Raw genomic sequence first — 20571 nt, forward strand, 5'->3', positions numbered from 1 at the left:
ACCCCACGTGAGAAGGAGCAGTCCCTCATGACCGAACGACTGACGTACGAAGAACTCGCCGCCCTCATGAAGAAGGGCGCCGGCCTCTCCGTCGACCCCAAGGAGATGGAGAACCGCTCCGACGCCGCCTTCGAGGAGTACGGCCTCGACTCCCTCGGCCTGCTCGGCATCGTCGGCGTACTCGAGAACCGGCACGGGCAGCCGCTGCCGGCCGACGCGGACCGGTGCAAGACGCCCCGCGAGTTCCTCGACCTCGTCAACAACAGCCTCATGACAGGAGCCTGACGTGTCCGGACACACCGAGAACGAGATCGTCATCGCCGCCCCCCTGGACCTCGTCTGGGACATGACGAACGACCTGGAGAACTGGCCCCAGCTCTTCAGCGAGTACGCGGCCGTCGAGATCCTGGAACGGGACGGCGAGCGCACCACCTTCCGCCTGACCATGCACCCCGACGAGAACGGCAAGGTGTGGAGCTGGGTCTCCGAGCGCACCACCGACCGCCCCGGCCGCACCGTGCGGGCCCGCCGCGTCGAGCCCGGACCGTTCCAGCACATGGACATCCGGTGGGAGTACTCCGAGACCCCCGGCGGTACCCGGATGCGCTGGCAGCAGGACTTCGCGATGCGCCCCGACGCACCGGTGGACGACGCCTGGATGACCGACAACATCAACCGGAACTCCAAGGTCCAGATGGCGCTGATCCGGGACAGGATCGAGCAGCGCGACCGCGAGCGCCGCTCCGCCACCGTCCCGGCCAACTGACCGGCAGAAGGGCACCACCCATGCACCACGCACTGATCGTCGCCCGGATGGCGCCGGGTTCCGCCCCGGACATCGCGAAGCTGTTCGCCGCGTCCGACAACAGCGAACTGCCGCACCTGGTCGGCGTCACGCGCCGCAAGCTCTTCCAGTTCGGCGACGTCTACCTGCACATGATCGAGTCCGAGCGCCCGCCCGGCCCGGAGATCGCCAAGGTGACCGAGCACCCGGAGTTCCGGGCCATCAGCGAACGGCTCACCGCCTTCGTCAGCCCGTACGACCCCGAGACCTGGCGCGGGCCCAAGGACGCGATGGCCCAGGAGTTCTACCGCTGGGAGCGCGGCGCTCCCGCGTGAGCGACGACCACCGCCCCGGTCCGGGCCACCAAGGCCCGGACCGGGGCGGTTTCGCGTACGCCCCGAAATCAGTCCGGCACCACGCACTCGAAGGCGTGCAGATACGCGTTGACCTGCCGGACCCCGTCGATCCGCAGCCCCGCCCCGGAGAGCCGGTCCACCAGGCTCTGCCGGGTGTGCTTGGCGCCGCCCACGTTCAGGAGCAGCAGCAGGTCCATGGCGGTCGTGAACCGCATGGACGGGGTGTCGTCCACCAGGTTCTCGATGACGACGACCCGGGCACCGGGGCGCGCCGCCCGGACGACCGCGGCGAGCGCCCGGCGGGTCGACTCGTCGTCCCACTCCAGGATGTTCTTGATGATGTAGAGGTCGGCGGCGACCGGAATGCCCTCCCGGCAGTCCCCGGCCACGATGGACGCCCGCCCGGCCAGCGCGCCGCCGTCCCGCAGCCGCTCGTCGGCCCGGGCGACGACCCCGGGCAGGTCCATCAGGGTGCCGCTCACCGACGGGTGCTTCTCCAGCAGGCTCGCCAGCACGTGCCCCTGGCCGCCGCCGATGTCCGCCACCGACGCGACACCGCCGAGGTCGAGCAGGGCGGCCACGTCCAGCGCCGACTGCACGCTGGAGGTGGTCATGGCCGCGTTGAACACCTGCGCCGACTCGTGGGCGTCCTGGTGGAGGTAGTCGAAGAACTCCTTGCCGAAGACGTCCTCGAAGACGTTGCCGCCGGAGCGCACCGCGTCCTCCAGGCGGGGCCACACCTGCCAGGTCCACGGCTCCGTGCACCACAGCGAGATCGCCCGCAGGCTGTCCGGGGCGTCCTCCCTCAGCAGCCGGGACATGTCGGTGTGCGCGAAGGTGCCGTCGGCGTTCTCCGTGAAGACGCCGTAGCAGGCCAGCGCCCGCAGCAGCCGCCGCAGCGGCCCGGGCTCGGTCCCCACCGCAGCCGCGAGCCGCTCCGGGGTCTCGGGGGTGTCGCCGAGCGCGTCGGCGACCCCCAGCCGGGCGACGGCGCGCACGGCGGCGGAACGGGCCGCGCCGAACACCAGCTCGCGCAGCCGCATCGCCGGCTGCGGGGTGGGAAGGGGCTGGACGGGAGTGGTGCCGGGGGTGGTGCTCACGGTGGTCATGCCGTCTCGCTTCTCCTCGTGCGGGGGGTCACCGGTCAGCACATCCCGGCCGGTGCGGAGGTCGTGCAGACATTGCCGGCGAACCGGTTGCCCGTGCCGGTGTCCCGGTTCGCCAGGTCCGCGGGCTGATTGCCGAGGACGATGTTGCCGCTGACGGTGTTGTCGGTGTTCTTCGCGCCCACGAAGCTCTTGAACAGCACGACGCCGCCCGACAGCGGGGTCGCGCCCACGTTGTCGCGGATCACGTTGTCGCGCACCTCGGTGGACTCGGTGCCGGTCAGCACGATCCCGGAACCCTGGATCGCGGGCAGCCGGTCGGTGGCCGCGCAGAATTTGTTGTTGCCGGTGATCCGGTTGGCGCGGACCGACAGGGCACCGGCCCGCGGCGTGCCCTCGTCGCCCACGACGAACACCCCGCTGCAGTTGGCGGTGAAGGTGTTGTCGCGCACCGACAGGTTGCGCACCCGCCGCGCGGTGAAGCCGATCCGGTTGCCGGTCAGCGTGTTGCCCCGGACCCGGGTGCCGCCGGTGTCGGTGGCGCCGCCCTCCTCGTCGACGCTGTTGGCGACGAACACGCCCGCGTCCCCGTTGGAGCGGGCGACGCTGTCCCGGATGTCGGAGCGGGTGGACCGCTGCTGCGCGATGCCCCAGACACCGTTGGCCTCGGCGGTCACCGAGCGGACGGAGAGCCGGTCCGTCCAGGACGCCCACAGGCCGCTGCGGGCGAACCCGGTGACGCGCAGGGACCTGACGGTCACCCCGTCCACGGTATCGTCCCTGGTCCCCAGGACGCAGATCCCGTTGCCCGCACCGGCGCAGTCGTCGCCGGCGGCGGCCCGGCCGGCCGCGGGCATGATGACCGTGTCGTCCCCGGAGCCGCGCAGGGTCAGTCCCGGCGTGCTGATCCGGACGCTCTCGCGGTAGGTCCCGGGCCGGACGACGACGGTGTCCCCGGGCCGTGCGGCGTCCACCGCCGCCTGGATGGACTGCCCCGGTGACACCACGCGCGCGCCGGCCGCGGCGGCGGGTACGGACGGCACCGCCGCGGCCAGTCCGGCGGCGGATGCGGCTGCGATGCCCACAAGACGTGTGATGTGTCGTTTCCTCATGAGCCGAAGCTATGGGCGATCCCGGCCCGGTGCCACGCACGGTGACCGGTTGGACGCGGGACGTGCCCGAATGGCTCATGCCCGCGCCCTCTCGGTAGCGTGGTGCCCGTGACAGCCGAGAGCGATCTGCGCGTCCTGCTGAGCGAACTGAGTCCCGAGCCGCACCCCGGCCGGTACGTGTACGTCACCGTGCCCGACGGCGCCCTGCCCGCCGCCGTCGCCCCCGTCGTCACGGTCCGCGAGAGCGAAGGGCTCACCCTGGTGCTCCCCGAGGCCGAGGCCGCGGCGGCCGGGCTGACGTACACCTATGTCGCCGGCTGGATCACCCTGCGGGTGCACTCGGCGCTGGAGGCGGTGGGGCTGACCGCCGCGGTGTCGCTCGCCCTGACCGACGCGGGGATCAGCTGCAACGTGGTGGCGGGGTTCCACCACGACCACCTCTTCGTGCCGCACGGGCGGGTGGACGACGCCGTAGCCGTGCTGGAACGGCTGGCCGCCGAGTCGCGCACCGGTTGACAGGTGTGCGCACGGGAGTGGGCGCGAGGTGTGCCTCGGGGCCTGCGCATATGCCGGTCCGGGCCCGGCTCGGCGAGGTGAGCCAGGACACGTAACATGTGTGCATGTCCTTCCTCCGCCGCCGCAGCGCCGCCACACCCGCGGGCCCCGACTTCGATGTCCTGGCCATGGACCCCGGTGACTGGCCCGGCAACCTCGGCGCCGGTCTGCTCCCCGCCCCCGACGGCAGCTGCCAGGGTGTGTTCCTCCGGTACGACCTGTTCGGCGGGCGCGGCCCCGCGATGATCATCGGCAACCTGCCGGAGGGGTCGCCCGCGCGTGAGACCGAGGAGGGGCAGGTCCCCTTCGAGGTGGCCCAGTTGCTGCTGGCGCTGGAGAACGACGAGCCGGTCGAGGTCACCGGCACCGAGGACATGCCGGTCATGCAGGGCGACAACCTCATGATCGTGCGCCGGGTGAAGCTCTCCGAGAGCCGCATCTCGTGCGTGCAGTTCGACCGCAGCGACGGTGTGCTCGTCACCATCGCCAGCTGGGACCGGCCCATCACCGACGATCTGTACGCCCTCCTCAAGCCGCTTCCCGCCGAGCTCTTCCAGCAGGGCTGACCCGTGGCCGGGTAGGGCCCGCCACCCGGCGGGCCCTACCCGCCGGCGCTACCCGTTCACCGCCGCCGCCGCCGTCGGCCGGCCGAACAGGGCCGCCACCTTCGCCGCCGAAGTGCCCAGTCCCGTCGGCCCGTTGAGGTGCCACGGGGCGCCGGTGCCGCGCCGCAGGTCCTCCTCCCGGTAGCGCCGGCAGCCCCGGTGCCAGATCAGGATGCCCGCGAGCCAGTGCTTCAGCTCCTGCACGTAGCCCGCGAGGGTCTCCCGCGCCTCGGCGTCCAGGCCGAAGTCGTCGTACAGCACGGGCAGTTCGTTCTCGGCGACATGGAGGAACTGCCGCAGCCGCGACTTCATCAGGTCGTGGAGGATCGCCATCCCCGTCGGGTAGTCCACCCCGAAGAAGTTCTGCACGACCAGGACCCCGTTGTGCACCTCACCCTCGTACTCGATCTCCTTCTGGTACGAGAACAGGTCGTTGAGCAGCGCCGCGTAGTCGGCGGCCGCGTTCTCCAGGGAGCGCAGCGGGCCGCTCTCGTAGATCTCGCGCGGCACCTTCCGGCCGTGCCCGATCCGGCACAGGCTCATCGTCAGGTCCGAGCCGAACGTCATGCGCCGCATCTCGACGTAGTCCACCGGATCGGGAATCCGGTGCTGCGCCTGGTTCGCCAGCTCCCACAGCCAGCTCGCCGTCATGTCCTCGACGGCCTTGCGGAACGCGCGCCGCCCGGCGTCGTCCATCGGCCCCGCCGTACGCTCCCAGAGGTCGCCGAGCCCCCGTTCCAGCGCGTTGACCGGCTCCGGCGCGGGGCTCCCGTCCAGCGGCATGAACAGCGACAGGCGCTCGTTGGCCAGCCGGGCGCCCGCCAGATCGCGCGACCGGCCGTGCACCACCGGGAACCAGTCGTCGCCGTACGTCCCCCACGCCAGCCATCCCGAGGACAGGTCGAGCCCGTCCGGTGTCGCGTCCGGATGGATGCCGGCCGCGCACAGCGGCAGGTCGATCGCCCGCAACCGCTCCTCGTCCCAGATGTGCGAACCCGGCACCCCGGGCTGCGGCCCCAGGATGCCCATCCGGTCGGCCCACTCCACCATCCGCTCGCGGGCGCCCTCCAAGTGCGGGCTCAGTGTGGTGTCGAACGGCAGGTCGAAGTCGGGCAGCAACGACGGGCCCACGTGCTGGAAGAGCACATGGCTGTGGCTGCGCAGCCGGGCCGACTCGGAGCGCCGGGTGAACCGGATCGAAGCGGCGGACATCCCGAAGCCCGGTTCGGCCTCGCCGGCCCCGCCGTCGTTCATGTAGCGGCTGGAGCGCATGTGCCACTCGTGGCCGCCGGACTGCCAGTCCTGCAGCCCCTTCACATACGCGCCGACCGCGGCCGTCTGCGCCGCGTCCAGCCCCTTGGCCGCGCAGAGCGGCCCCACCTCGGTCAGCGCGGTGTTCTCGAACTGCTGGAGCCTGGACGTCAGCAGGTCGTTCACCGCCTCGGCCGCCTCCTGCGTCGAGCAGCCGAGGAAGCGTTCGAGGACCAGCACCCCGTTGCTGTTCTCGCCCTCGTCCTCCACCTCCCGCTGGTAGGAGAAGAGGTCGTTGCGCAGATGCACCCCGTCCGAGAACGCGTCGCGCAGCACCCGCAGCGCCCGCTCACCGGCGACCGCCTCCGGCACCTCGGCCCCGGCCGCGTACTCCACCAGACCGGCCGACCAGGGGGCCCCGCCCACCTTGCGGCGCATCTCGATGTACTCGACCGGGTTCGCGATGCGGCCCTCGTTGATGTTGGCGAGCTCCCACAGCGACTCGTTGAGCAGGTTGCGCGTCGACTCCGCGAACCGCACCCGCCACGCGTCGGACATCGCGGGCACCGTACGCGCCCACAGATCCGCCAGCCCCGCCTCCACCGGGTTCTCCGGCTCGGGCACCGGCGCGCCGCGCTCCATCGGCATGAACGCCGGCAGCCGGTCCAGATACCGTTTGCCGCCCTCGCGGTCCGGGGTCCGTTTGAACAGCTCCAGGAAGTGGTCGTCGAAGAAGAAGACCCACACGTACCAGTCGGTGACGAGCGACAGCGCCTCCGCCGAGCAGTCGGGATGGGTGTACGCGCACAGCAGCGCGTAGTCGTGCGCGTCGAGGTCCTTCTCCTCCCAGATCCCGGACCCCTCCAGCATCCCCATGGCCCGCGCCCACGTCTTCGTGTGCCGCCGGGCCTCCTCCACGTGGGGGTTGAGACGCGCCGGATACGGAACATAGAAATCCGGCAGGGTGAACGGCTGAGCCATGTGCGTCCGGCCTTTCCGAGAGCCATCGCGTGACTGCCACGCGCATCGGTCCTGTCGGCGCCAGCACTACCCTTGGTCCGTTCGGGGCACGCACAGCGGCGATTAGTCACACCGGAGAGCGCCCGTTCGAGGGACACCCGTGCCGGTCCGGGCTCGTAAAACCCTGGTAACGCGCCATCGCCACACCCCCGCCGTTCTCCGCCCTTCGCAGGTCGCGGGCCCTGTCAGTGGTCTGGTCCAGTGGCTCAACGCGCGGTGCTCCCAGCGCTCTTGACGCCCCCTCACCTCGGGTCACAGAGTGTGCGCGCACGTCCGCAACGGCTCCACCCGGCTCTACGAAGGGTTGTCATGACGTCCAAGCAGAGGACCAGGCTCGCACTCGCCTTCACCACCGCCGGGGCACTGAGCCTCGCGCTGCTCAGCCCGGCCGCCCGGGCCGGCGCCGACGGGGTCCGGCCCGAGTGCCCGCGTGGCCTCGCCTGTGACTGGGTCCCGGCCGCCTACCAGCAGACCGGCGACCCGGCCGACAAGGAGACGTACGGCAATTACGACACCGCCGACCGGCCGCACACCAACAAGATCAAATTCATCGTGCTGCACGACACCGAGGAGGACTTCGACACCACGCTGAAGATCTTCCAGAACCCGCTGAAGCAGACCTCGGCCCACTACGTCGTACGCTCCGCGGACGGCCACGTCACCCAGATGGTCAAGAACAAGGACGTGGCCTGGCAGGCCGGCAACTGGTACGTCAACAGCCACTCCATCGGCATCGAGCAGGAAGGTTTCGCCGCAGACGGCGCCCGGTGGTACACCCCCGAGATGTACCGCTCGACCGCCGCCCTGGTGCGCTACCTCGCCGCCAAGTACGACATCCCCCTCGACCGCCAGCACATCATCGGGCACGACGGCGTCCCGCCCACCAGCGCCGCCGGCACCAAGAACATGCACTGGGACCCGGGCACCTACTGGGACTGGAACCACTTCATGACGCTGCTCGGCGAGCCCACCGTGCCCACCGCCCGCCCGGGCAGCCAACTGGTCACCGTCAGCCCCCGGTTCAAGGACAACAAGCAGGCGTTCCGCGACTGCGAGAAGAACGTGGACCTGCCCGTCCAGGGCTCCAGCGCCGTCCCGCTGCACACCGCGCCCTCCGACGACGCGCCCCTCTTCTCCGACCCCGGCATCCACACCGACGGCTCGCCCGGCACCAACTGCGCGGCCGACTGGGGCAGCAAGATCAGCGCCACCCAGCAGGCCGTCGTCGCCGGTCACGCCCCGGGCTGGACTGCCATCTGGTGGTACGGCGAGAAGGCGTGGTTCCGCACACCCGCCCACACCCGCACCACCGTCCCCACCTCCGGCTCCATCGTCCGCCCGAAGGCCGGCAGGACCGAGGTGCCGGTCTACGGGGTCGCCTACCCGGACAAGTCGGAGTACCCGGCCGGCTTCGCGGACCAGCGGGTCGGCACGCCCCTCCCGTACACGATCAAGGCGGGCCAGTCCTACCCCGGCGGCGGCGAAGCGCCCACCGGCTTCTTCTACGCACCGACGATCGACGCCTCCTACCCGCTGGACCACGCGTACTTCAAGGGCGGGGAGAAGTACCTGACGGTCCAGATCGGCCACCGGGTCGCCTTCGTCAAGGCGTCCGACGTGGACGTCGTGCGCGCCCGCTGAAGCCCCGTACCGGCACGCACGCAACAGCGCGCCGCGGGCCCGGTGTGTCGGCACCGGACCCGCGGCGCGCCCCATGGGGCCGACCGGTCAGCGTGTGCCGACCGCCGCCCGCACGGCGTTCCGGGCCATCGCACAGTCGTCGTGCAGCCGGCGCAGCAGCAGCCGCTGCTCCTCGCCCGGCGCGAGCGTGCCCGGCCGCTCCGGCACTGCCCGGGCGGGCCCGGCCTCCCGCATGGCCCGCTGGACGGCCGTCTCGTACCGGCGGATCTCACGCGTCAGTACGAGCATCAGGTTGACCAGGAACGCGTCGCGTGCCGCGGGGCCCGCGACCTGCGCCAGCTTGCTGATCTCGCGCCGGGCCACCGGGGCGTCGCCCAGCACGGTCCACAGCGTCGCCAGGTCGTACCCGGGCAGATACCAGCCCGCGTGCTCCCAGTCCACCAGCACCGGCCCGGTGGGCGAGAGCAGGATGTTGGAGAGCAGCGCGTCCCCGTGGCAGAACTGCCCCATCCCCTGGCGCCCGCCGGAGTGGGCGATCCCGTGCAGCAGCTTCTGCAGGTCGCCCAGGTCCCGGTCGGTGAAGAGCCCCAGCTCGTGGTAGCGGCTGATCCGTGCCGCGTAGTCCAGCGGCGCCTCGAACAGACCCGCCGGCGGACGCCAGGCGTTCACCCGGGCCACCGCCCCGAGCACGGCCCGCAGGTCCGCGCGCGGCGGCGCCTCGGCCGGGTGGCGCGTCAGGGCGGCCACCCGGCCCGGCATCCGCTCGATGACCAGCGTGCAGTTCTCCGGGTCGGCGGCGATGAGCCGGGGCACCCGTACCGGCGGGCGGTGCCGGACGAACGCCCGGTATGCCGCTATCTCGTGCCGGAACCGCTCCGCCCACGCGGGGGAGTGGTCCAGTAAACACTTCGCCACCGCCGTCGCGCGCCCCGTGGAGCCGACCAGCAGCACCGAACGTCCGCTGCGCCGGAGCACCTGCACCGGATTGAACTCCGGGCAGATCCGGTGCACGGACGCGATCACCATCCTCAGCTGGGCGCCCTGGGGGCCCGACAGGTCGAGCCGGCCGCCGAGCGAGGGGGCACCGGGCCCTCCCGGCCGCCGGGGCCGTCCGATGCCGGGGGCCGGGACGGTGGCGCGGGGATCGAGATACGGTCCGCCGCCCGTCTGGAGAGGACGCAGCGGCCGGGGCGGGGCGGACACGGAGGACGATGCTGTGTACATGGGCGATACAGATCCCTTCGTGCGCCGACAAGTTGCGTGCGCCGCCCCGGCCGGCGGCCGTTCGGCACCCTGGGGAGTACCTAGGGCTGCCGGGCGGGGTGGCGCTTTCCTACCTGACACCGGTTCGCGGGTGTCTCTCGACATAGCGCACCCTGGCGAACCCTGGCGAATAGTCGCGAGGCATCTGACACGGGGTTAGTGTCAACACAGCCGAGAACCTGGGGGCTTGACGTGACCGGAGAACCCAACACCCGCCTGTCGGACCTGTTCGGCCTGGCCGGCTGGTCCAAGGGCGAACTCGCGAGACTGGTGAACCGGAAGGCGGCGGCCATGGGCCACCCCCAACTGGCCACCGACACCTCGCGGGTGAGGCGCTGGATCGACATGGGGGAATCCCCCCGCGACCCCGTGCCGAAGGTGCTGGCGGCTCTGTTCACCGAGCGGCTCGGTCGTGTCGTGACCATCGAGGACCTCGGGTTCGGCCGGCGCGGGCGTGGTGGGAAGCGGCGAGAGGCCGGGACGCAGGACAATCCCGAGCAACTCCCGTGGGCGCCCGAACGGACGGCAGCGGTCCTCACCGAATTCACGGGAATGGACCTCATGCTCAACCGACGCGGCTTGATGAGCGCGGGCGCCGCGCTCGCCGCCGGCTCCGCCATCGCCGGCCCCATGCACGACTGGCTGCACACCGACCCCGTACTGGCGGCCGACGCCCCGAGTACCGGCGGCCCGGTACACGCGGATCCGGCAGGCTTCGACCTGTACGAGGCCGCCCCCATCGGCTCCGAGGAGATCGAGGCCCTGGAGCGGTCCGTCGAGGTCTTCCGCGCCTGGGACGCCTCCCGCGGCGGCGGCCTCCAGCGCAAGGCCGTGGTGGGCCAGCTCAACGAGGTGGGCGGGATGCTCTCGTACCACCACCCCGCCCACCTCCAGAAGCGGTTGTGGGGCGTCGCCGCCAACCTCGCCGTCCTGGCGGGGTGGATGTCGCACGACGTGGGCCTCGAACCCACCGCGCAGAAGTACTTCGTCATCGCCGCGCACGCGGCCCGCGAGGGCGGCGACCGCCCGCGCGCCGGCGAGGCGCTGTCCCGGGCGGCCCGCCAGATGATCCACCTGGGCCGCCCCGACGACGCGCTGGACCTGATGAAGCTCGCGAAGTCGGGCTCGGGCGACAGCGTCCTGCCGCGCACCCAGGCGATGCTCTGCACCATCGAGGCGTGGGCGCAGGCGTCCCTGGGCCGGGGCCAGGCCATGCGGCGCACGCTGGGCCGGGCCGAGGAGCTCTTCGTCTCGGACAAGGCCGACGTGCCCGCGCCCAGCTGGATGCAGATGTTCGACGAGGCCGACATGCACGGTATGCAGGCCCTGGCCTTCCGCACGCTCGCCGAACACGACCCCTCGGCGGCGGTCATCGCTCAACGGCACGCGAAGCAGGCCCTGGAGCTGCGGGACAACGGCCGCGAGAGGTCCAAGATCTTCGACTACATCTCGCTCGCCTCGGCGTGCTTCATCGCCGACGACCCGGAACAGGCCGACCGCTACGCCCGGCTCGCGCTGGTCACGATGGGGGAGACGTCCTCCCACCGGACCTGGGACCGGCTGCGCGAGATGTACCGGCTGACCGGGCAGTTCTCCGGCTACGCGAAGATCGAGGACCTGCGCGAGGAGATCCAGGTCGCCGTGCCGCCGAACCAGCGCAAGAAGTCGAGGAGCGCCGAGATCTGAGGAGTCCCGGGACGCGATGAGCAGCGGGCCCCGCCGAGGGCGGCTGCCGCTTCCCTACGCCCCGACGCGGGCGATCAGCACGCACGCGTCGTCCAGCCGCTCGGTCGCGCCGAACGCCTCGACGACGATCCGTACGCACTCCTGAGCCGAACGGGCCTCGGCGAAGCGCGGGGCCAGCCCCAGCAGCGCCTCCGTGCCCGGGCGCGCACCACCGTTCCCGGCGGCGTCGTCGCGGGCCAGCCCGTCGGTGTGCAGCACCAGCACGTCGCCGGGCAGCAGGTGCGCCTCGACCTGCTCGTAGGCGGTCCCGGAGGACGCTCCGAGCAGCATCCCGTCCGGCAGGGGCAGCGGGCGTCCGGTGCCGTCGCGGAAGAGCAGCGGCGCGGGGTGGCCGGCCTGCGCCCAGTCCAGGGTGTGCGTGGCCGGGTCGAACCTGCCGCACACGGCGCTGCCCAGCGCCGGCTGAATGGAGGTCTCCAGCAACTGGTTGAGGTGCCCGAGGAGGGCGCCGGGCTCGATGCCGGCCATCGCCATGCCGCGCACCGCGCCCATCACCACCGCCATGGCGGAGGTGGCCTGGACGCCGTGGCCGGTGAGATCGCCGACGGTGAGCATCGTCCTGCCGTCCGGCAGCTCCATGGCGTCGTACCAGCCGCCGCCGATCAGGGCGCTCGTCTCGGACGGCAGGTAGTGCGCGGCGATGTCCAGGGCGCCGGGCCCGTCGTCGCCGGGAAGCCGGAGGGAGGTCTGCCACGGCGGGAGGACGGCCGCCTCCGGCTCCGCCGCCGTCCGGCGCAGGGCGCCGGCGCCGGGCCGTGCGCGGCGCAGGGAGTCATGGCTGCGGCGCACCACCTGCTGGCTGCGCCGCAGCGCGCTGACGTCGCGCAGCACGGCCCACATGGAGGCGGTGCAGCCGTCCGTGTCGAGCACGGGCTCGCCCAGCATGTGCAGGGTCCGGACGCGTCCGTCGGTGTGCCGGATGCGGAACTCGCCGTCTATCGGCTTGCCGTCCACCAGGCAGTCCGTGACGAGCGCGGTGAGTAACGGCTGGTCCTCGGGGAGCAGCCGGGAGGGCAGGGCGTCGAGCGAGAGCCCGCCCGCCGCCGGGTCCAGGCCGAAGATCCGGAACAGTTCGTCGGACCAGCTGACCTCGTCGGTGAGCAGATTCCATTCGGCGCTGCCGACCCGGCCGATCAGGGAGCCGGCGGGCTCGCCGGCCCCGTCCGCGGGCTGTGCGGAGGGCTCGGCGGGCAGGCCGTCCCGGAGCTGTCCCAGATGTGCGCCCAGGTCGTCCAGGTGGTGCACCGCCAGCTCGCACAGCGCCCGCTGCCAGCGCGTCCGCGGATCGTCCTCGTCCACGCGCACGGCGTCGCGCCGCACCGCGTCCACATCGCCGCGCAGCCGGCGCGTGCGGTGGATCAACGCGTCGACGGCACCGCGCTCGGGCGGCTGCGGGGCGGAGCGGTCCGCGGAGAGGGGGGACGGCATGTCGTACTCCGATACAGGGCGGCACAACCAGTGACGAAGGGTGGACCGCATACGACTTTCGCACAGCCGGAAGAGGCCCGTAAGTGGTTTGGCAACACTCGATGCGTTCTTGCACGCGGCATATGCCAGCGGCTGACTGTAGCCCATTCTCTTTCGAACAGCCTTGCTGTTGGCGGTGGTTGGTGCAAGTTGCGGTGTGGGGCGCCTCGTGGAGCCGCCTGTCCGGCCCGTCTTCCGGTGTCCGTGCCCTGGATCACAGTCCGGGGCGGGGATTGCCGGGAACAGGCGGCGATGGTTTATCGTTCACCTATATGTGGACGACGCCCTGAGCGCCCACATTCGAGCCGCCCCGGCTGGATTCCCCCGATCCGGCCGGGGCGTTCCCCTTCCCGGACCGGCCGCCGCCCGCCGCCGCACCGCGCGCCGGCGCCCTCACTCCAGCCCGCGCGCCTGCCGGAACCGGGCCAGGCCCTCGGCCAGTTCCACCACGGGCTCCGGATAGTCCAGCCGCTCCCGCTCCTCGTCCGGCAGCTTCCACGGCTCGTGCACGGCCGCCCCGGACAGCGCCGACAGCTCCGGCACCCAGCGCCGGACGTACTCCCCGTCCGGGTCGAGCCGCTTGCCCTGTACGACGGGGTTGAGCACCCGGTTGGGGCGGCTGTCGGTGCCGGTGCCGGCCATCCACTGCCAGTTCATCTGGTTGTTGGGGATGTCGCCGTCCACCAGCAGATCCAGGAAGTGGCGGGCCCCGACGCGCCAGTCCACGTACAGCGTCTTGGTCAGGAAGGAGGCGGTGAGCAGCCGGCCCCGGTTGTGCATCCAGCCCTCGTGGCGGAGCTGGCGCATCGCGGCGTCGACCATCGGATAGCCGGTGCGCCCCCGCCGCCACGCCTCGACCTCGTCGGCGGCGTCCGCCTCGGACCGCCAGCGGTCGTGCTTGTCACGGTAGTTCCGGTGCGACGAGGCGGGCCGGGCCGCGAGGACCTGGTGGTGGAACTCCCGCCAGCACAGCTGCCGTACGAACGCCTCGGCCCCCGCGCCGCCCGCGTCCCGGCACCGGCGCACCAGCTCGACGGGGGACAGGGTGCCGAAGTGCAGATGCGGCGAGAGCCGCGAGGTGCCGTCGGCCGCCAGGTCGTCGTGCCGGTCCTCGTACGCGGCGAGCCCGCGCCGCCGCCAGGCCGCGAACGCCCTGCGCCCCGCCTGCTCGCCGCCCTCCGCGAGCCCTTCCGACACGCCCTCGACGTCGCCGCGGGCCGGCACCTTCTCGGAGCGCGGCCCCCCGGGCACCCGGACCGTCCGCGGCGCACCGAACACATCGCGCAGCCGCTCCTGCGACCAGCGCCTGAAATATGGGGTGAACACGGCGAAGTGGTCCGACGAGGCGGGCGTCACCGCGCCGGGCGCCACCGCGGTGACCACCCCGTCGTGGACCCGCAGCCGGCGTCCGTCCGCCTCCAGCGCCTCCCGCAGCCGTTCCTCACGGCTGCGGGCGTACGCGCTGACGCCCGCGGCCACGTGCACCTCGCCGGCGCCGGTCTCCGAGGCGACCGCGCCCACCTCCTCGGCCACGTCCCCGGACCGGATGACCAGCCGGCCGCCCCGGTCACGCAGTCCGGCGTCCAGATCGCGCAGACAGTCCGCGAGGAACGCGCGCCGGTTCGGGGCGTCGAAACCCGCCGCCCCGATCGCGCTGTCCCGGACGAACAGAGGCACGATCTCGTCGGCCGACGCGAGCGCCGCGCGCAGCGGCGGATGGTCGTGCAGCCGGAGGTCGGCGGTGAACAGGACGACCGCAACGGTCATGGCGCAACTCCAGAAGGGGCGGGGACAGCCATGCTGCCGTCACCCCGCCGCCCCGGGACGCACCGCTCAGGGCGACACCGCCGGTACCGCCCGTCCGGGTGACGTCCGGTGCTCCGCCGCCCGCGCGATGTTGCGCGCCATCCCGCCGAACACCACGGCGTGGAACGGCGAGACACTCCACCAGTACGCGTGCCCGAGCAGCCCGCGCGGATGGAACAGCGCCCGCTGCCGGTAGCGCGACCGGCCCTCCCCGTCCCGCTCGACGTACATCTCCAGCCAGGCCGGGCCCGGCAGCCGCATCTCCGCACGCAGCCGCAGCAGGTGTCCCGGTTCGATCTCCTCGACCCGCCAGAAGTCCAGCGAGTCGCCCACCCGCAGCCGGTCCGTGTCACGCCGTCCGCGCCGCAGGCCGACCCCGCCCACCAGCCGGTCCAGCCAGCCGCGCACCGCCCAGGCCAGCGGGAACGAGTACCAGCCGTGCTCCCCGCCGATGCCCTCCACCACCCGCCACAGGGCCTCGGGCGACGCGTTCACCTCGCGCTCCCGCTCGTCCGTGTACAGGCTGCCGCCCGCCCAGTCCGGGTCCGTGGGCAGCGGGTCGCTGGGCACGCCCGGCACCGAGGCGGACGACCAGCGGGTGGTGACCCGGGCCTCCCGGACGCGTTGCAGGGCCAGGCGCAGCGCCGTGTCGAAGGCGAACGGCTGCCCCGCGCCGTCGGGGACGTACCCCGCGATGTCGTGCTCCCGGCACACCACCTCGTACCGCAGGGACTCGGCGAGCGGCCGGGCGATCGCCGCGGGCACGGGCGTGATGAGACCGACCCAGTGGCTGGAGAGGCCCGGGGACAGCATCGGCACGGGCAGGATCAGCCGGTGCGGCAGCTCCGCCACCTCCGCGTAGCGCTGCATCATGTCCCGGTACGTGAGGACGTCGGGCCCGCCGATGTCGAACGCGCGGTTCACGTCCCGGGGCATGCGGGCACTGCCCACCAGATAGCGCAGCACGTCGCGGACGGCGATCGGCTGGATGCGCGTCGACACCCAGCTCGGCGTCACCATCACCGGCAGCCGCTCCGTGAGATAGCGCAGCATCTCGAACGACGCGGAGCCCGATCCGATGATGACGGCCGCCCGCAGCGCGGTCGTCGGCACGCCGGACTCCAGCAGGATGCGCCCCACCTCGGCCCGGGAGCGCAGATGCGGCGACAGCTCCCGCTCGGGTACGTCTTCGGGGGTGAGGCCGCCGAGATAGACGATGCGGCCGACACCGGCGGCCCGCGCCCGCTCGGCGAAGGCCGCGGCGGCCCGCCGGTCGGTCTCCTCGAAACCGGCCCCGGTCGTCAGCGCGTGCACCAGGTAGTACGCCACGTCGATGCCGTCCATCGCCGGGGCGAGCGAAGCCGCGTCCGTGACATCGCCCCGTACGGTCTCCACCTCGCCGGCCCATGGGTGGTCGCGCAGCTTCTCCGGGGTGCGGGCCAGGCACCGCACCCGGTGCCCGGCCGCCAGCAGCTCCGGGACCAGGCGGCCGCCGATGTAGCCGCTGGCACCGGTGACCAGGCAGTTCAGGGGTGCCCCGGGGTGGCCGTTCGTCATGAGACCTCCGCATCGGTCCGAACGCACCGGACCGCGCACGATCGGCCCGTCGCGACCAGTCTGACGCCGGGGCGCATGCCCCGCACGGCAGGCAGGGGGTGTGGTCCGGCGCTCGCGGGGCATCCGTCGCCCATGGACGCAGCGGCGGCAGGACCCCAGCGCGACCCGTCCCGGCGGAAGGGATGGGGGCGGCTCCTGCTGCGCGTCTCCATCCTGGTACTGGCCTTCGTGGCCATGGTCGGATTCTCGGTGGTGCTGGCGAAGGTGACGCTCACCCCGTCGCCCGCCTCCGCGGAACTCGTGAAGTCGAACCTGCATCCGGGCCGCTCGCTGCGGCAGTACGCCGAGGACTACACGTTCCTCGCGGCGTGCAAGCAGGCCGGGGGCAATCTGGTGCTCGGCATGCCCTTCGGCGTGCTGCTGCCCGTCCTCGTCCCGCGACGGCTCCGGATGCTCCGCATGTTCCTGCTGACCGTGGCGGTCATCGTCCTCGTGGAACTGGTGCAGGGAGCGGTCGTACAGGGCCGCGCCTTCGACGTGGACGACGTCATCCTCAACACGGCGGGAGCCCTCCTGGCCTACCTGCTGGTGGGGCGGCGCCTGAGCCACCGTTACCACGTGCTCGCCGAGAAGCCGCCGGCCGCGCCAGGCACGGACCCGCAGCCCCGCACGAAGGCCGCGCGCGGCCGGCTCCGCAAGCGCTGACCTGCGGCGGTACGGCTACCCGATCGGCCCGTGGCCGATTGCGGGCGGTATCCGGGCGGCCGACGGTGGAAGGCCACCGGGAGTGCCGCGCACCGGCTCCCGGGGTCCAGGATCGCGGGCCCGGCGCGCGGTCACCGCCGAAGAGGAGCGACATGACCGACGCCCAGTGGAGCCCGGGGCCGCGCGCCGGGGACGAGTTCCGGCCCGTGCTGGACGTCGTGGCACCCGTCCGCCGGCGGCGGCTCACCGTGTTCCTCCGGCTGCTCCTGCTCATCCCGCACTTCGTCGTGCTGTTCTTCCTGGAGATCGGGGCCTTCTTCACCGTCGTGTTCGGCTGGTTCGCCGCCCTGGCGCTCGGCCGGCTGCCCGGTCCCGTCTACCGCTACCTCGCCCACGTCCTGGCCTACCGGACACGGGTCGGCGCGAGCGCCATGCTCCTCGTGGACCGCTACCCGCCCTTCAGCCTGTCCCAGCCGCCGGACTACCCGGTCCGCATCGAGGTCCGCCCGACGCGGCTGAACCGGCTCGCCGTCTTCTTCCGTCTGATCCTGGTCATCCCCGCCGCCATCGTGCAGGGCCTGGCCACATCGGGCTGGTCCGTCCTGGCCGTGCTGTGGTGGCTCATCACGCTGGTCCTGGGACGCGTGCCCGGTCCGCTGTTCGAGGCGACGGCGGCCACCCTGCGCTACGAGATGCGGGTCTCCGCCTACTTCTCCCTGCTCAGCCCGGCCTACCCCAAGGGGCTCTTCGGCGACGACGGCCTCTCCGTGACGCGGGGGCAGCCGCGCTCCGCCACCCGGCCGCTGGTCATGAGCGGTGCGGGCAAGGCGCTGGTGGTCCTCTTCCTGGTCCTCGGGCTCGTCGGCGGTGCCACGACCCCCGTGGCCCGCTCCCTCCCGGACGGCGACGCCGCCGGCACGCGGGCGTAAAACGGCTCGCGGGAAGGGCTGTTCGGGTGCATGATCGCCCGATGACCTGGACCGCACCCGCAGTTGCCCGTACGCCCGGCTCGCTCGTCGCCGCCGAACGGGAGATGCTGACCGGCTATCTCGGCTGGTTCCGCTCGACGCTCCTCCAGAAGTGCGCCGGACTCACCGGTGAACAGCTCGCCGAACGGACGGTGCCGCCCTCGAACCTGTCCCTGCTGGGGCTCGTACGCCACATGGCCAAGGTCGAACGCACCTGGTTCCGGCAGCGGTTCGCCGGGCAGGACCTGGAGCCGATGTACGACCCGGGCAAGGGCAAGGACGCCGACTTCGAGGACCTGGACCCCGCCACGGCGGCCGAGGACCACGCCCGGCTGGTCGAGGAGTGCCGGCTCGCGGACGAGATCGTCGCCGGCGCCTCGCTGGACGACACCTTCACCCACAACGGGGAGGTGTACTCACTGCGCCTGGTCCACGTCCACATGATCGGGGAGTACGCGCGCCACATCGGCCACGCCGATCTGGTGCGCGAGCGACTGGACGGGGTCACCGGGGACTGAGGGGCGTGTGCGGCCGGCCCCGGGGCGGTCTGGGCCGCGTGAACCCGGCGGGCGGGGTCATACGGACCGTATGACCTCCACCGACCCGGCGACAGAACCGTCCACGAAGCCCGGCCCGGCCGACGACGGCCGGCGCCGCCGTCACCGCCGCCGCTGGGGACGCGCCGCCGCCCTGTGCGCGGTCGCGCTCGCCCTGCTGCTCCTCGGCACCCGCATCAGCCTGCTGCCCGGCCTGGGAGACGTCTTCGGCGAGGAGACCCACGACCGCTCGGGCCCCGCGGTGCTCAAGTCGATCCAGGACATGAGCAGGTACGAGGCCGCGGCCGGCGACTTCCAGGTCGTGGTCGACCTGGAGAAGGACACCAAGTACGTCCCCGACGTGATCCGGGGCAGCCGCACGCTGTACGTCGGCGCCGGCACCGTCTCCGCGTACGTCGACCTCGGACGGGTGACGAGCGGGGGAGTGGTCGTCGACGACGACCGCACCACCGCCGAACTCCGGCTCCCGCACGCGGTCCTCGGCAAGCCGGCGCTCGATCCCGACCGCTCCTACGCGGTCTCCAAGCAGCGCGGCCTCCTCGACCGGCTCGGCGACTTCTTCTCCGACAACCCCGGCAGCGAACAGGCCGTCAACAAGCTGGCCGCGCGCCACATCGGTGACGCGGCCGAGGAGAGCGGTCTGGCGCGGCGCGCCGAGAGGAACACCACCGCGATGCTCAAGGGCCTGCTCGGGTCCCTGGGCTTCGAGAAGGTGACGGTCCGCTACGGCACCCGGGCCGCCGGCCCCTCCTGACCGCGACACGACGGCCGGGGCGGATTAGCCCGGCGGCGGAAGTCGTTGAAGCCATGATGAGATGCCGCGGCCGGCGAGGCGCCGCGGCCGGACAGACCGACGACGGGAAAGAACGCATGCCTCTCCAGGGCGAGTACGAGCCGAGCCCCTCCCAGTGGGTTCGCGACCAGGTCGAGCAGTACGAGAGCTCGGGCGGCACGGAAGGGACGACGATGCGCGGCATGCCCGTCATCGTCCTGACGACCGTGGGCGCCAAGACGGGCAAGATCCGCAAGACGCCCCTGATGCGCGTCGAGCACGGTGGCCGGTACGCGGTGGTCGCCTCCCAGGGCGGCGCCCCCTCCCACCCCGTCTGGTACCACAACCTCAAGGCCGACCCGCGCGCCGAGCTCCAGGACGGCCCCGAGCGCCGCGACATGACGGCACGTGAGGTCACCGGCGCGGAGAAGGAGCAGTGGTGGGAGCGCGCGGTGGAGGCGTTCCCCGACTACGCGGACTACCAGAAGAAGACGGACCGGCAGATCCCCGTGTTCGTACTGGAGCCGGTGGACGGGAACCACTGAGGCGTCTCGGGATAGTGTCCAGCTCGGCCCCCAGGGGGTGGGGCCGAGCGGAAGGATGCGAAACCCGATGACGACAGACAACTCCGACCTCGTCGCCTTCGTCAGGGCGCGCCTCGATGAGGAAGAGGACCTGGCGCGGGCGGCCGGCGGCGAGGCGTGGCGGTGCCCGGCCGGGACGCCCGGCGAGATCCACGACCGGGGCGGCGCGATCGCCTTCACCCTGCGGACGCACGGCCACGCCTACGACCGGCACATCGTCCGGCAGGACCCGGCCCGGACGCTTCAGCGCATCGAGACCAGCCGGGTCCTCCTGGACGAGTACGCCGAGGTCGCCGCGCTCGACGTCGACCGCCCGCAGCGCGACTTCGCGTCCGGCCGCGCCTTCGGCCTGGGCTTCGTGGTCCGGCAGCTGGCCGCCGAGCACGCGGGCCACCCCGACTACCTGGTGAAGTGGCTGCCCCGCTTCACCCAGTAGCACGCGAGGCCCGCGGCGCCGGGAGGTCAGAGCGCGTTGGTCCCGTGGTCGCCCTTGGTGCTCACCTGGTCGCTCCGCTCCTGGAGCCGGCGGGCCTTGTCCTGGAGGCGCTGCCGCTCCCGGGGGTCCGATGTGCGTTCGGCGGTCTCCCGCATCTCCTCGGCCTTCGCCCGGATGCGTTCGGCCCGGCCGCCGGTCTCGTCCGCAACGCTCATGATCACTCCAGGTTCTCGGTGGAGAGCCGTCCATTCCAGCGAACCAGCGCATCCGCGCGTACGCA

21 protein-coding genes are annotated in these 20571 nt (G+C 72.5%); 13 read left to right on the top strand and 8 right to left on the bottom strand.

What is annotated here, in order from left to right; genetic code table 11:
- Window positions 1–27: 27 nt before the first annotated feature.
- The 3 genes from FKN01_RS14275 to FKN01_RS14285 are packed head-to-tail and all read left to right on the top strand — an operon-like array spanning window position 28 to window position 1119.
- Complete coding sequence (locus FKN01_RS14275; protein ID WP_143620285.1) at window positions 28–285, top strand: acyl carrier protein; 258 nt, start codon at window positions 28–30, stop codon at window positions 283–285.
- Window position 286: 1 nt separating this feature from the next.
- A complete protein-coding gene (locus FKN01_RS14280; RefSeq protein WP_143620287.1) occupies window positions 287–766 on the top strand; it encodes an SRPBCC family protein in 480 nt (159 codons plus the stop codon).
- A gap of 20 nt (window positions 767–786) precedes the next feature.
- On the top strand, window positions 787–1119 hold the full coding sequence (locus FKN01_RS14285) for a TcmI family type II polyketide cyclase (protein WP_143620289.1): 333 nt from the start codon (window positions 787–789) through the stop codon (window positions 1117–1119).
- Window positions 1120–1187: 68 nt separating this feature from the next.
- Here the strand turns inward: FKN01_RS14285 and FKN01_RS14290 are convergent, their stop codons facing one another.
- Together FKN01_RS14290 and FKN01_RS14295 are read right to left on the bottom strand one after the other, a co-directional pair.
- Entirely contained in the window at window positions 1188–2249 is a 1062-nt protein-coding gene (locus FKN01_RS14290; protein ID WP_143620291.1) for a methyltransferase, read from the bottom strand.
- Window positions 2250–2284: 35 nt separating this feature from the next.
- A complete protein-coding gene (locus FKN01_RS14295) occupies window positions 2285–3358 on the bottom strand; it encodes a nitrous oxide reductase family maturation protein NosD (RefSeq protein ID WP_143620293.1) in 1074 nt (357 codons plus the stop codon).
- A gap of 108 nt (window positions 3359–3466) precedes the next feature.
- Here FKN01_RS14295 and FKN01_RS14300 point away from each other — a divergent pair, with 108 nt between their 5' ends.
- Both FKN01_RS14300 and FKN01_RS14305 read left to right on the top strand, forming a co-directional pair.
- Window positions 3467–3874, top strand: coding sequence for an ACT domain-containing protein (locus tag FKN01_RS14300; RefSeq protein WP_143620295.1), 408 nt, complete (start codon window positions 3467–3469; stop codon window positions 3872–3874).
- 104 nt (window positions 3875–3978) lie between these two features.
- Window positions 3979–4479 carry a hypothetical protein gene (locus FKN01_RS14305; RefSeq protein ID WP_026171499.1) on the top strand — a complete coding sequence of 167 codons (501 nt, stop codon included), beginning with the start codon at window positions 3979–3981 and terminating at the stop codon, window positions 4477–4479.
- A 48-nt stretch (window positions 4480–4527) separates the two neighbouring features.
- Here the strand turns inward: FKN01_RS14305 and FKN01_RS14310 are convergent, their stop codons facing one another.
- Window positions 4528–6750, bottom strand: coding sequence for a terpene synthase family protein (locus FKN01_RS14310; protein WP_143620297.1), 2223 nt, complete (start codon window positions 6748–6750; stop codon window positions 4528–4530).
- A gap of 348 nt (window positions 6751–7098) precedes the next feature.
- Between FKN01_RS14310 and FKN01_RS33560 the strand changes: the two genes are divergently transcribed.
- Window positions 7099–8430, top strand: coding sequence for an N-acetylmuramoyl-L-alanine amidase (locus FKN01_RS33560; RefSeq protein WP_143620299.1), 1332 nt, complete (start codon window positions 7099–7101; stop codon window positions 8428–8430).
- An 87-nt stretch (window positions 8431–8517) separates the two neighbouring features.
- Here FKN01_RS33560 and FKN01_RS14320 read toward each other — a convergent pair whose 3' ends face one another.
- On the bottom strand, window positions 8518–9654 hold the full coding sequence (locus FKN01_RS14320; protein WP_143620301.1) for an aminoglycoside phosphotransferase family protein: 1137 nt from the start codon (window positions 9652–9654) through the stop codon (window positions 8518–8520).
- Window positions 9655–9885: 231 nt separating this feature from the next.
- On the opposite strand from FKN01_RS14320, the gene FKN01_RS14325 reads away from it, so the two are divergent.
- Window positions 9886–11379: a hypothetical protein gene (locus FKN01_RS14325; protein WP_143620303.1), complete on the top strand. Its 1494-nt coding sequence runs from the start codon at window positions 9886–9888 to the stop codon at window positions 11377–11379.
- A 54-nt stretch (window positions 11380–11433) separates the two neighbouring features.
- On the opposite strand, the gene FKN01_RS14330 is transcribed toward FKN01_RS14325, so the two are convergent.
- The 3 genes from FKN01_RS14330 to FKN01_RS14340 form a co-directional block, all read right to left on the bottom strand.
- Window positions 11434–12867 (bottom strand): PP2C family protein-serine/threonine phosphatase, encoded by a 1434-nt coding sequence (locus FKN01_RS14330; RefSeq protein ID WP_143620305.1) that lies wholly within the window; start codon window positions 12865–12867, stop codon window positions 11434–11436.
- A gap of 432 nt (window positions 12868–13299) precedes the next feature.
- Entirely contained in the window at window positions 13300–14673 is a 1374-nt protein-coding gene (locus tag FKN01_RS14335) for a deoxyribodipyrimidine photo-lyase (protein ID WP_143620307.1), read from the bottom strand.
- A 66-nt stretch (window positions 14674–14739) separates the two neighbouring features.
- A complete protein-coding gene (locus tag FKN01_RS14340) occupies window positions 14740–16269 on the bottom strand; it encodes an SDR family oxidoreductase (RefSeq protein ID WP_143620309.1) in 1530 nt (509 codons plus the stop codon).
- Window positions 16270–16401: 132 nt separating this feature from the next.
- Here FKN01_RS14340 and FKN01_RS14345 point away from each other — a divergent pair, with 132 nt between their 5' ends.
- The 6 genes from FKN01_RS14345 to FKN01_RS14370 all read left to right on the top strand — a co-directional run bounded on the left by FKN01_RS14345 (window position 16402) and on the right by FKN01_RS14370 (window position 20291).
- On the top strand, window positions 16402–16974 hold the full coding sequence (locus tag FKN01_RS14345) for a VanZ family protein (protein ID WP_398932318.1): 573 nt from the start codon (window positions 16402–16404) through the stop codon (window positions 16972–16974).
- A gap of 152 nt (window positions 16975–17126) precedes the next feature.
- Window positions 17127–17903, top strand: a complete 777-nt coding sequence (locus FKN01_RS14350) for a DUF4389 domain-containing protein (RefSeq protein ID WP_143620311.1) — start codon at window positions 17127–17129, stop codon at window positions 17901–17903.
- 41 nt (window positions 17904–17944) lie between these two features.
- Entirely contained in the window at window positions 17945–18460 is a 516-nt protein-coding gene (locus FKN01_RS14355; RefSeq protein WP_143620313.1) for a DinB family protein, read from the top strand.
- Window positions 18461–18530: 70 nt separating this feature from the next.
- Window positions 18531–19253 carry a DUF4230 domain-containing protein gene (locus FKN01_RS14360; RefSeq protein ID WP_143620315.1) on the top strand — a complete coding sequence of 241 codons (723 nt, stop codon included), beginning with the start codon at window positions 18531–18533 and terminating at the stop codon, window positions 19251–19253.
- A gap of 116 nt (window positions 19254–19369) precedes the next feature.
- Window positions 19370–19816 (top strand): nitroreductase family deazaflavin-dependent oxidoreductase, encoded by a 447-nt coding sequence (locus FKN01_RS14365; RefSeq protein ID WP_143620317.1) that lies wholly within the window; start codon window positions 19370–19372, stop codon window positions 19814–19816.
- Window positions 19817–19883: 67 nt separating this feature from the next.
- Window positions 19884–20291 (top strand): DUF6221 family protein, encoded by a 408-nt coding sequence (locus FKN01_RS14370; RefSeq protein ID WP_143620319.1) that lies wholly within the window; start codon window positions 19884–19886, stop codon window positions 20289–20291.
- 26 nt (window positions 20292–20317) lie between these two features.
- On the opposite strand, the gene FKN01_RS14375 is transcribed toward FKN01_RS14370, so the two are convergent.
- On the bottom strand, window positions 20318–20506 hold the full coding sequence (locus FKN01_RS14375) for a DUF6381 family protein (RefSeq protein WP_143620321.1): 189 nt from the start codon (window positions 20504–20506) through the stop codon (window positions 20318–20320).
- Between the last annotated feature and the right edge of the window lie 65 nt (window positions 20507–20571).

Origin of the sequence: Streptomyces sp. 130 (genome assembly GCF_007096885.1) — a bacterium.
Taxonomy (GTDB): Bacteria; Actinomycetota; Actinomycetes; order Streptomycetales; family Streptomycetaceae; genus Streptomyces.

Excerpts from the sequence above, each read along its gene's own strand:
- FKN01_RS14275 (WP_143620285.1), top strand. The coding sequence starts at position 28 with ATGACCGAACGACTGACGTACGAAGAACTCGCCGCCCTCATGAAGAAG.
- FKN01_RS14285 (WP_143620289.1), top strand. The coding sequence starts at position 787 with ATGCACCACGCACTGATCGTCGCCCGGATGGCGCCGGGTTCCGCCCCG.
- FKN01_RS14290 (WP_143620291.1), bottom strand. The coding sequence starts at position 2,249 with ATGACCACCGTGAGCACCACCCCCGGCACCACTCCCGTCCAGCCCCTT.
- FKN01_RS14295 (WP_143620293.1), bottom strand. The coding sequence starts at position 3,358 with ATGAGGAAACGACACATCACACGTCTTGTGGGCATCGCAGCCGCATCC.
- FKN01_RS14305 (WP_026171499.1), top strand. The coding sequence starts at position 3,979 with ATGTCCTTCCTCCGCCGCCGCAGCGCCGCCACACCCGCGGGCCCCGAC.
- FKN01_RS14310 (WP_143620297.1), bottom strand. The coding sequence starts at position 6,750 with ATGGCTCAGCCGTTCACCCTGCCGGATTTCTATGTTCCGTATCCGGCG.
- FKN01_RS33560 (WP_143620299.1), top strand. The coding sequence starts at position 7,099 with ATGACGTCCAAGCAGAGGACCAGGCTCGCACTCGCCTTCACCACCGCC.
- FKN01_RS14320 (WP_143620301.1), bottom strand. The coding sequence starts at position 9,654 with ATGTACACAGCATCGTCCTCCGTGTCCGCCCCGCCCCGGCCGCTGCGT.
- FKN01_RS14330 (WP_143620305.1), bottom strand. The coding sequence starts at position 12,867 with ATGCCGTCCCCCCTCTCCGCGGACCGCTCCGCCCCGCAGCCGCCCGAG.
- FKN01_RS14335 (WP_143620307.1), bottom strand. The coding sequence starts at position 14,673 with ATGACCGTTGCGGTCGTCCTGTTCACCGCCGACCTCCGGCTGCACGAC.
- FKN01_RS14340 (WP_143620309.1), bottom strand. The coding sequence starts at position 16,269 with ATGACGAACGGCCACCCCGGGGCACCCCTGAACTGCCTGGTCACCGGT.
- FKN01_RS14345 (WP_398932318.1), top strand. The coding sequence starts at position 16,402 with ATGGACGCAGCGGCGGCAGGACCCCAGCGCGACCCGTCCCGGCGGAAG.
- FKN01_RS14350 (WP_143620311.1), top strand. The coding sequence starts at position 17,127 with ATGACCGACGCCCAGTGGAGCCCGGGGCCGCGCGCCGGGGACGAGTTC.
- FKN01_RS14355 (WP_143620313.1), top strand. The coding sequence starts at position 17,945 with ATGACCTGGACCGCACCCGCAGTTGCCCGTACGCCCGGCTCGCTCGTC.
- FKN01_RS14360 (WP_143620315.1), top strand. The coding sequence starts at position 18,531 with ATGACCTCCACCGACCCGGCGACAGAACCGTCCACGAAGCCCGGCCCG.
- FKN01_RS14365 (WP_143620317.1), top strand. The coding sequence starts at position 19,370 with ATGCCTCTCCAGGGCGAGTACGAGCCGAGCCCCTCCCAGTGGGTTCGC.
- FKN01_RS14370 (WP_143620319.1), top strand. The coding sequence starts at position 19,884 with ATGACGACAGACAACTCCGACCTCGTCGCCTTCGTCAGGGCGCGCCTC.
- FKN01_RS14375 (WP_143620321.1), bottom strand. The coding sequence starts at position 20,506 with ATGAGCGTTGCGGACGAGACCGGCGGCCGGGCCGAACGCATCCGGGCG.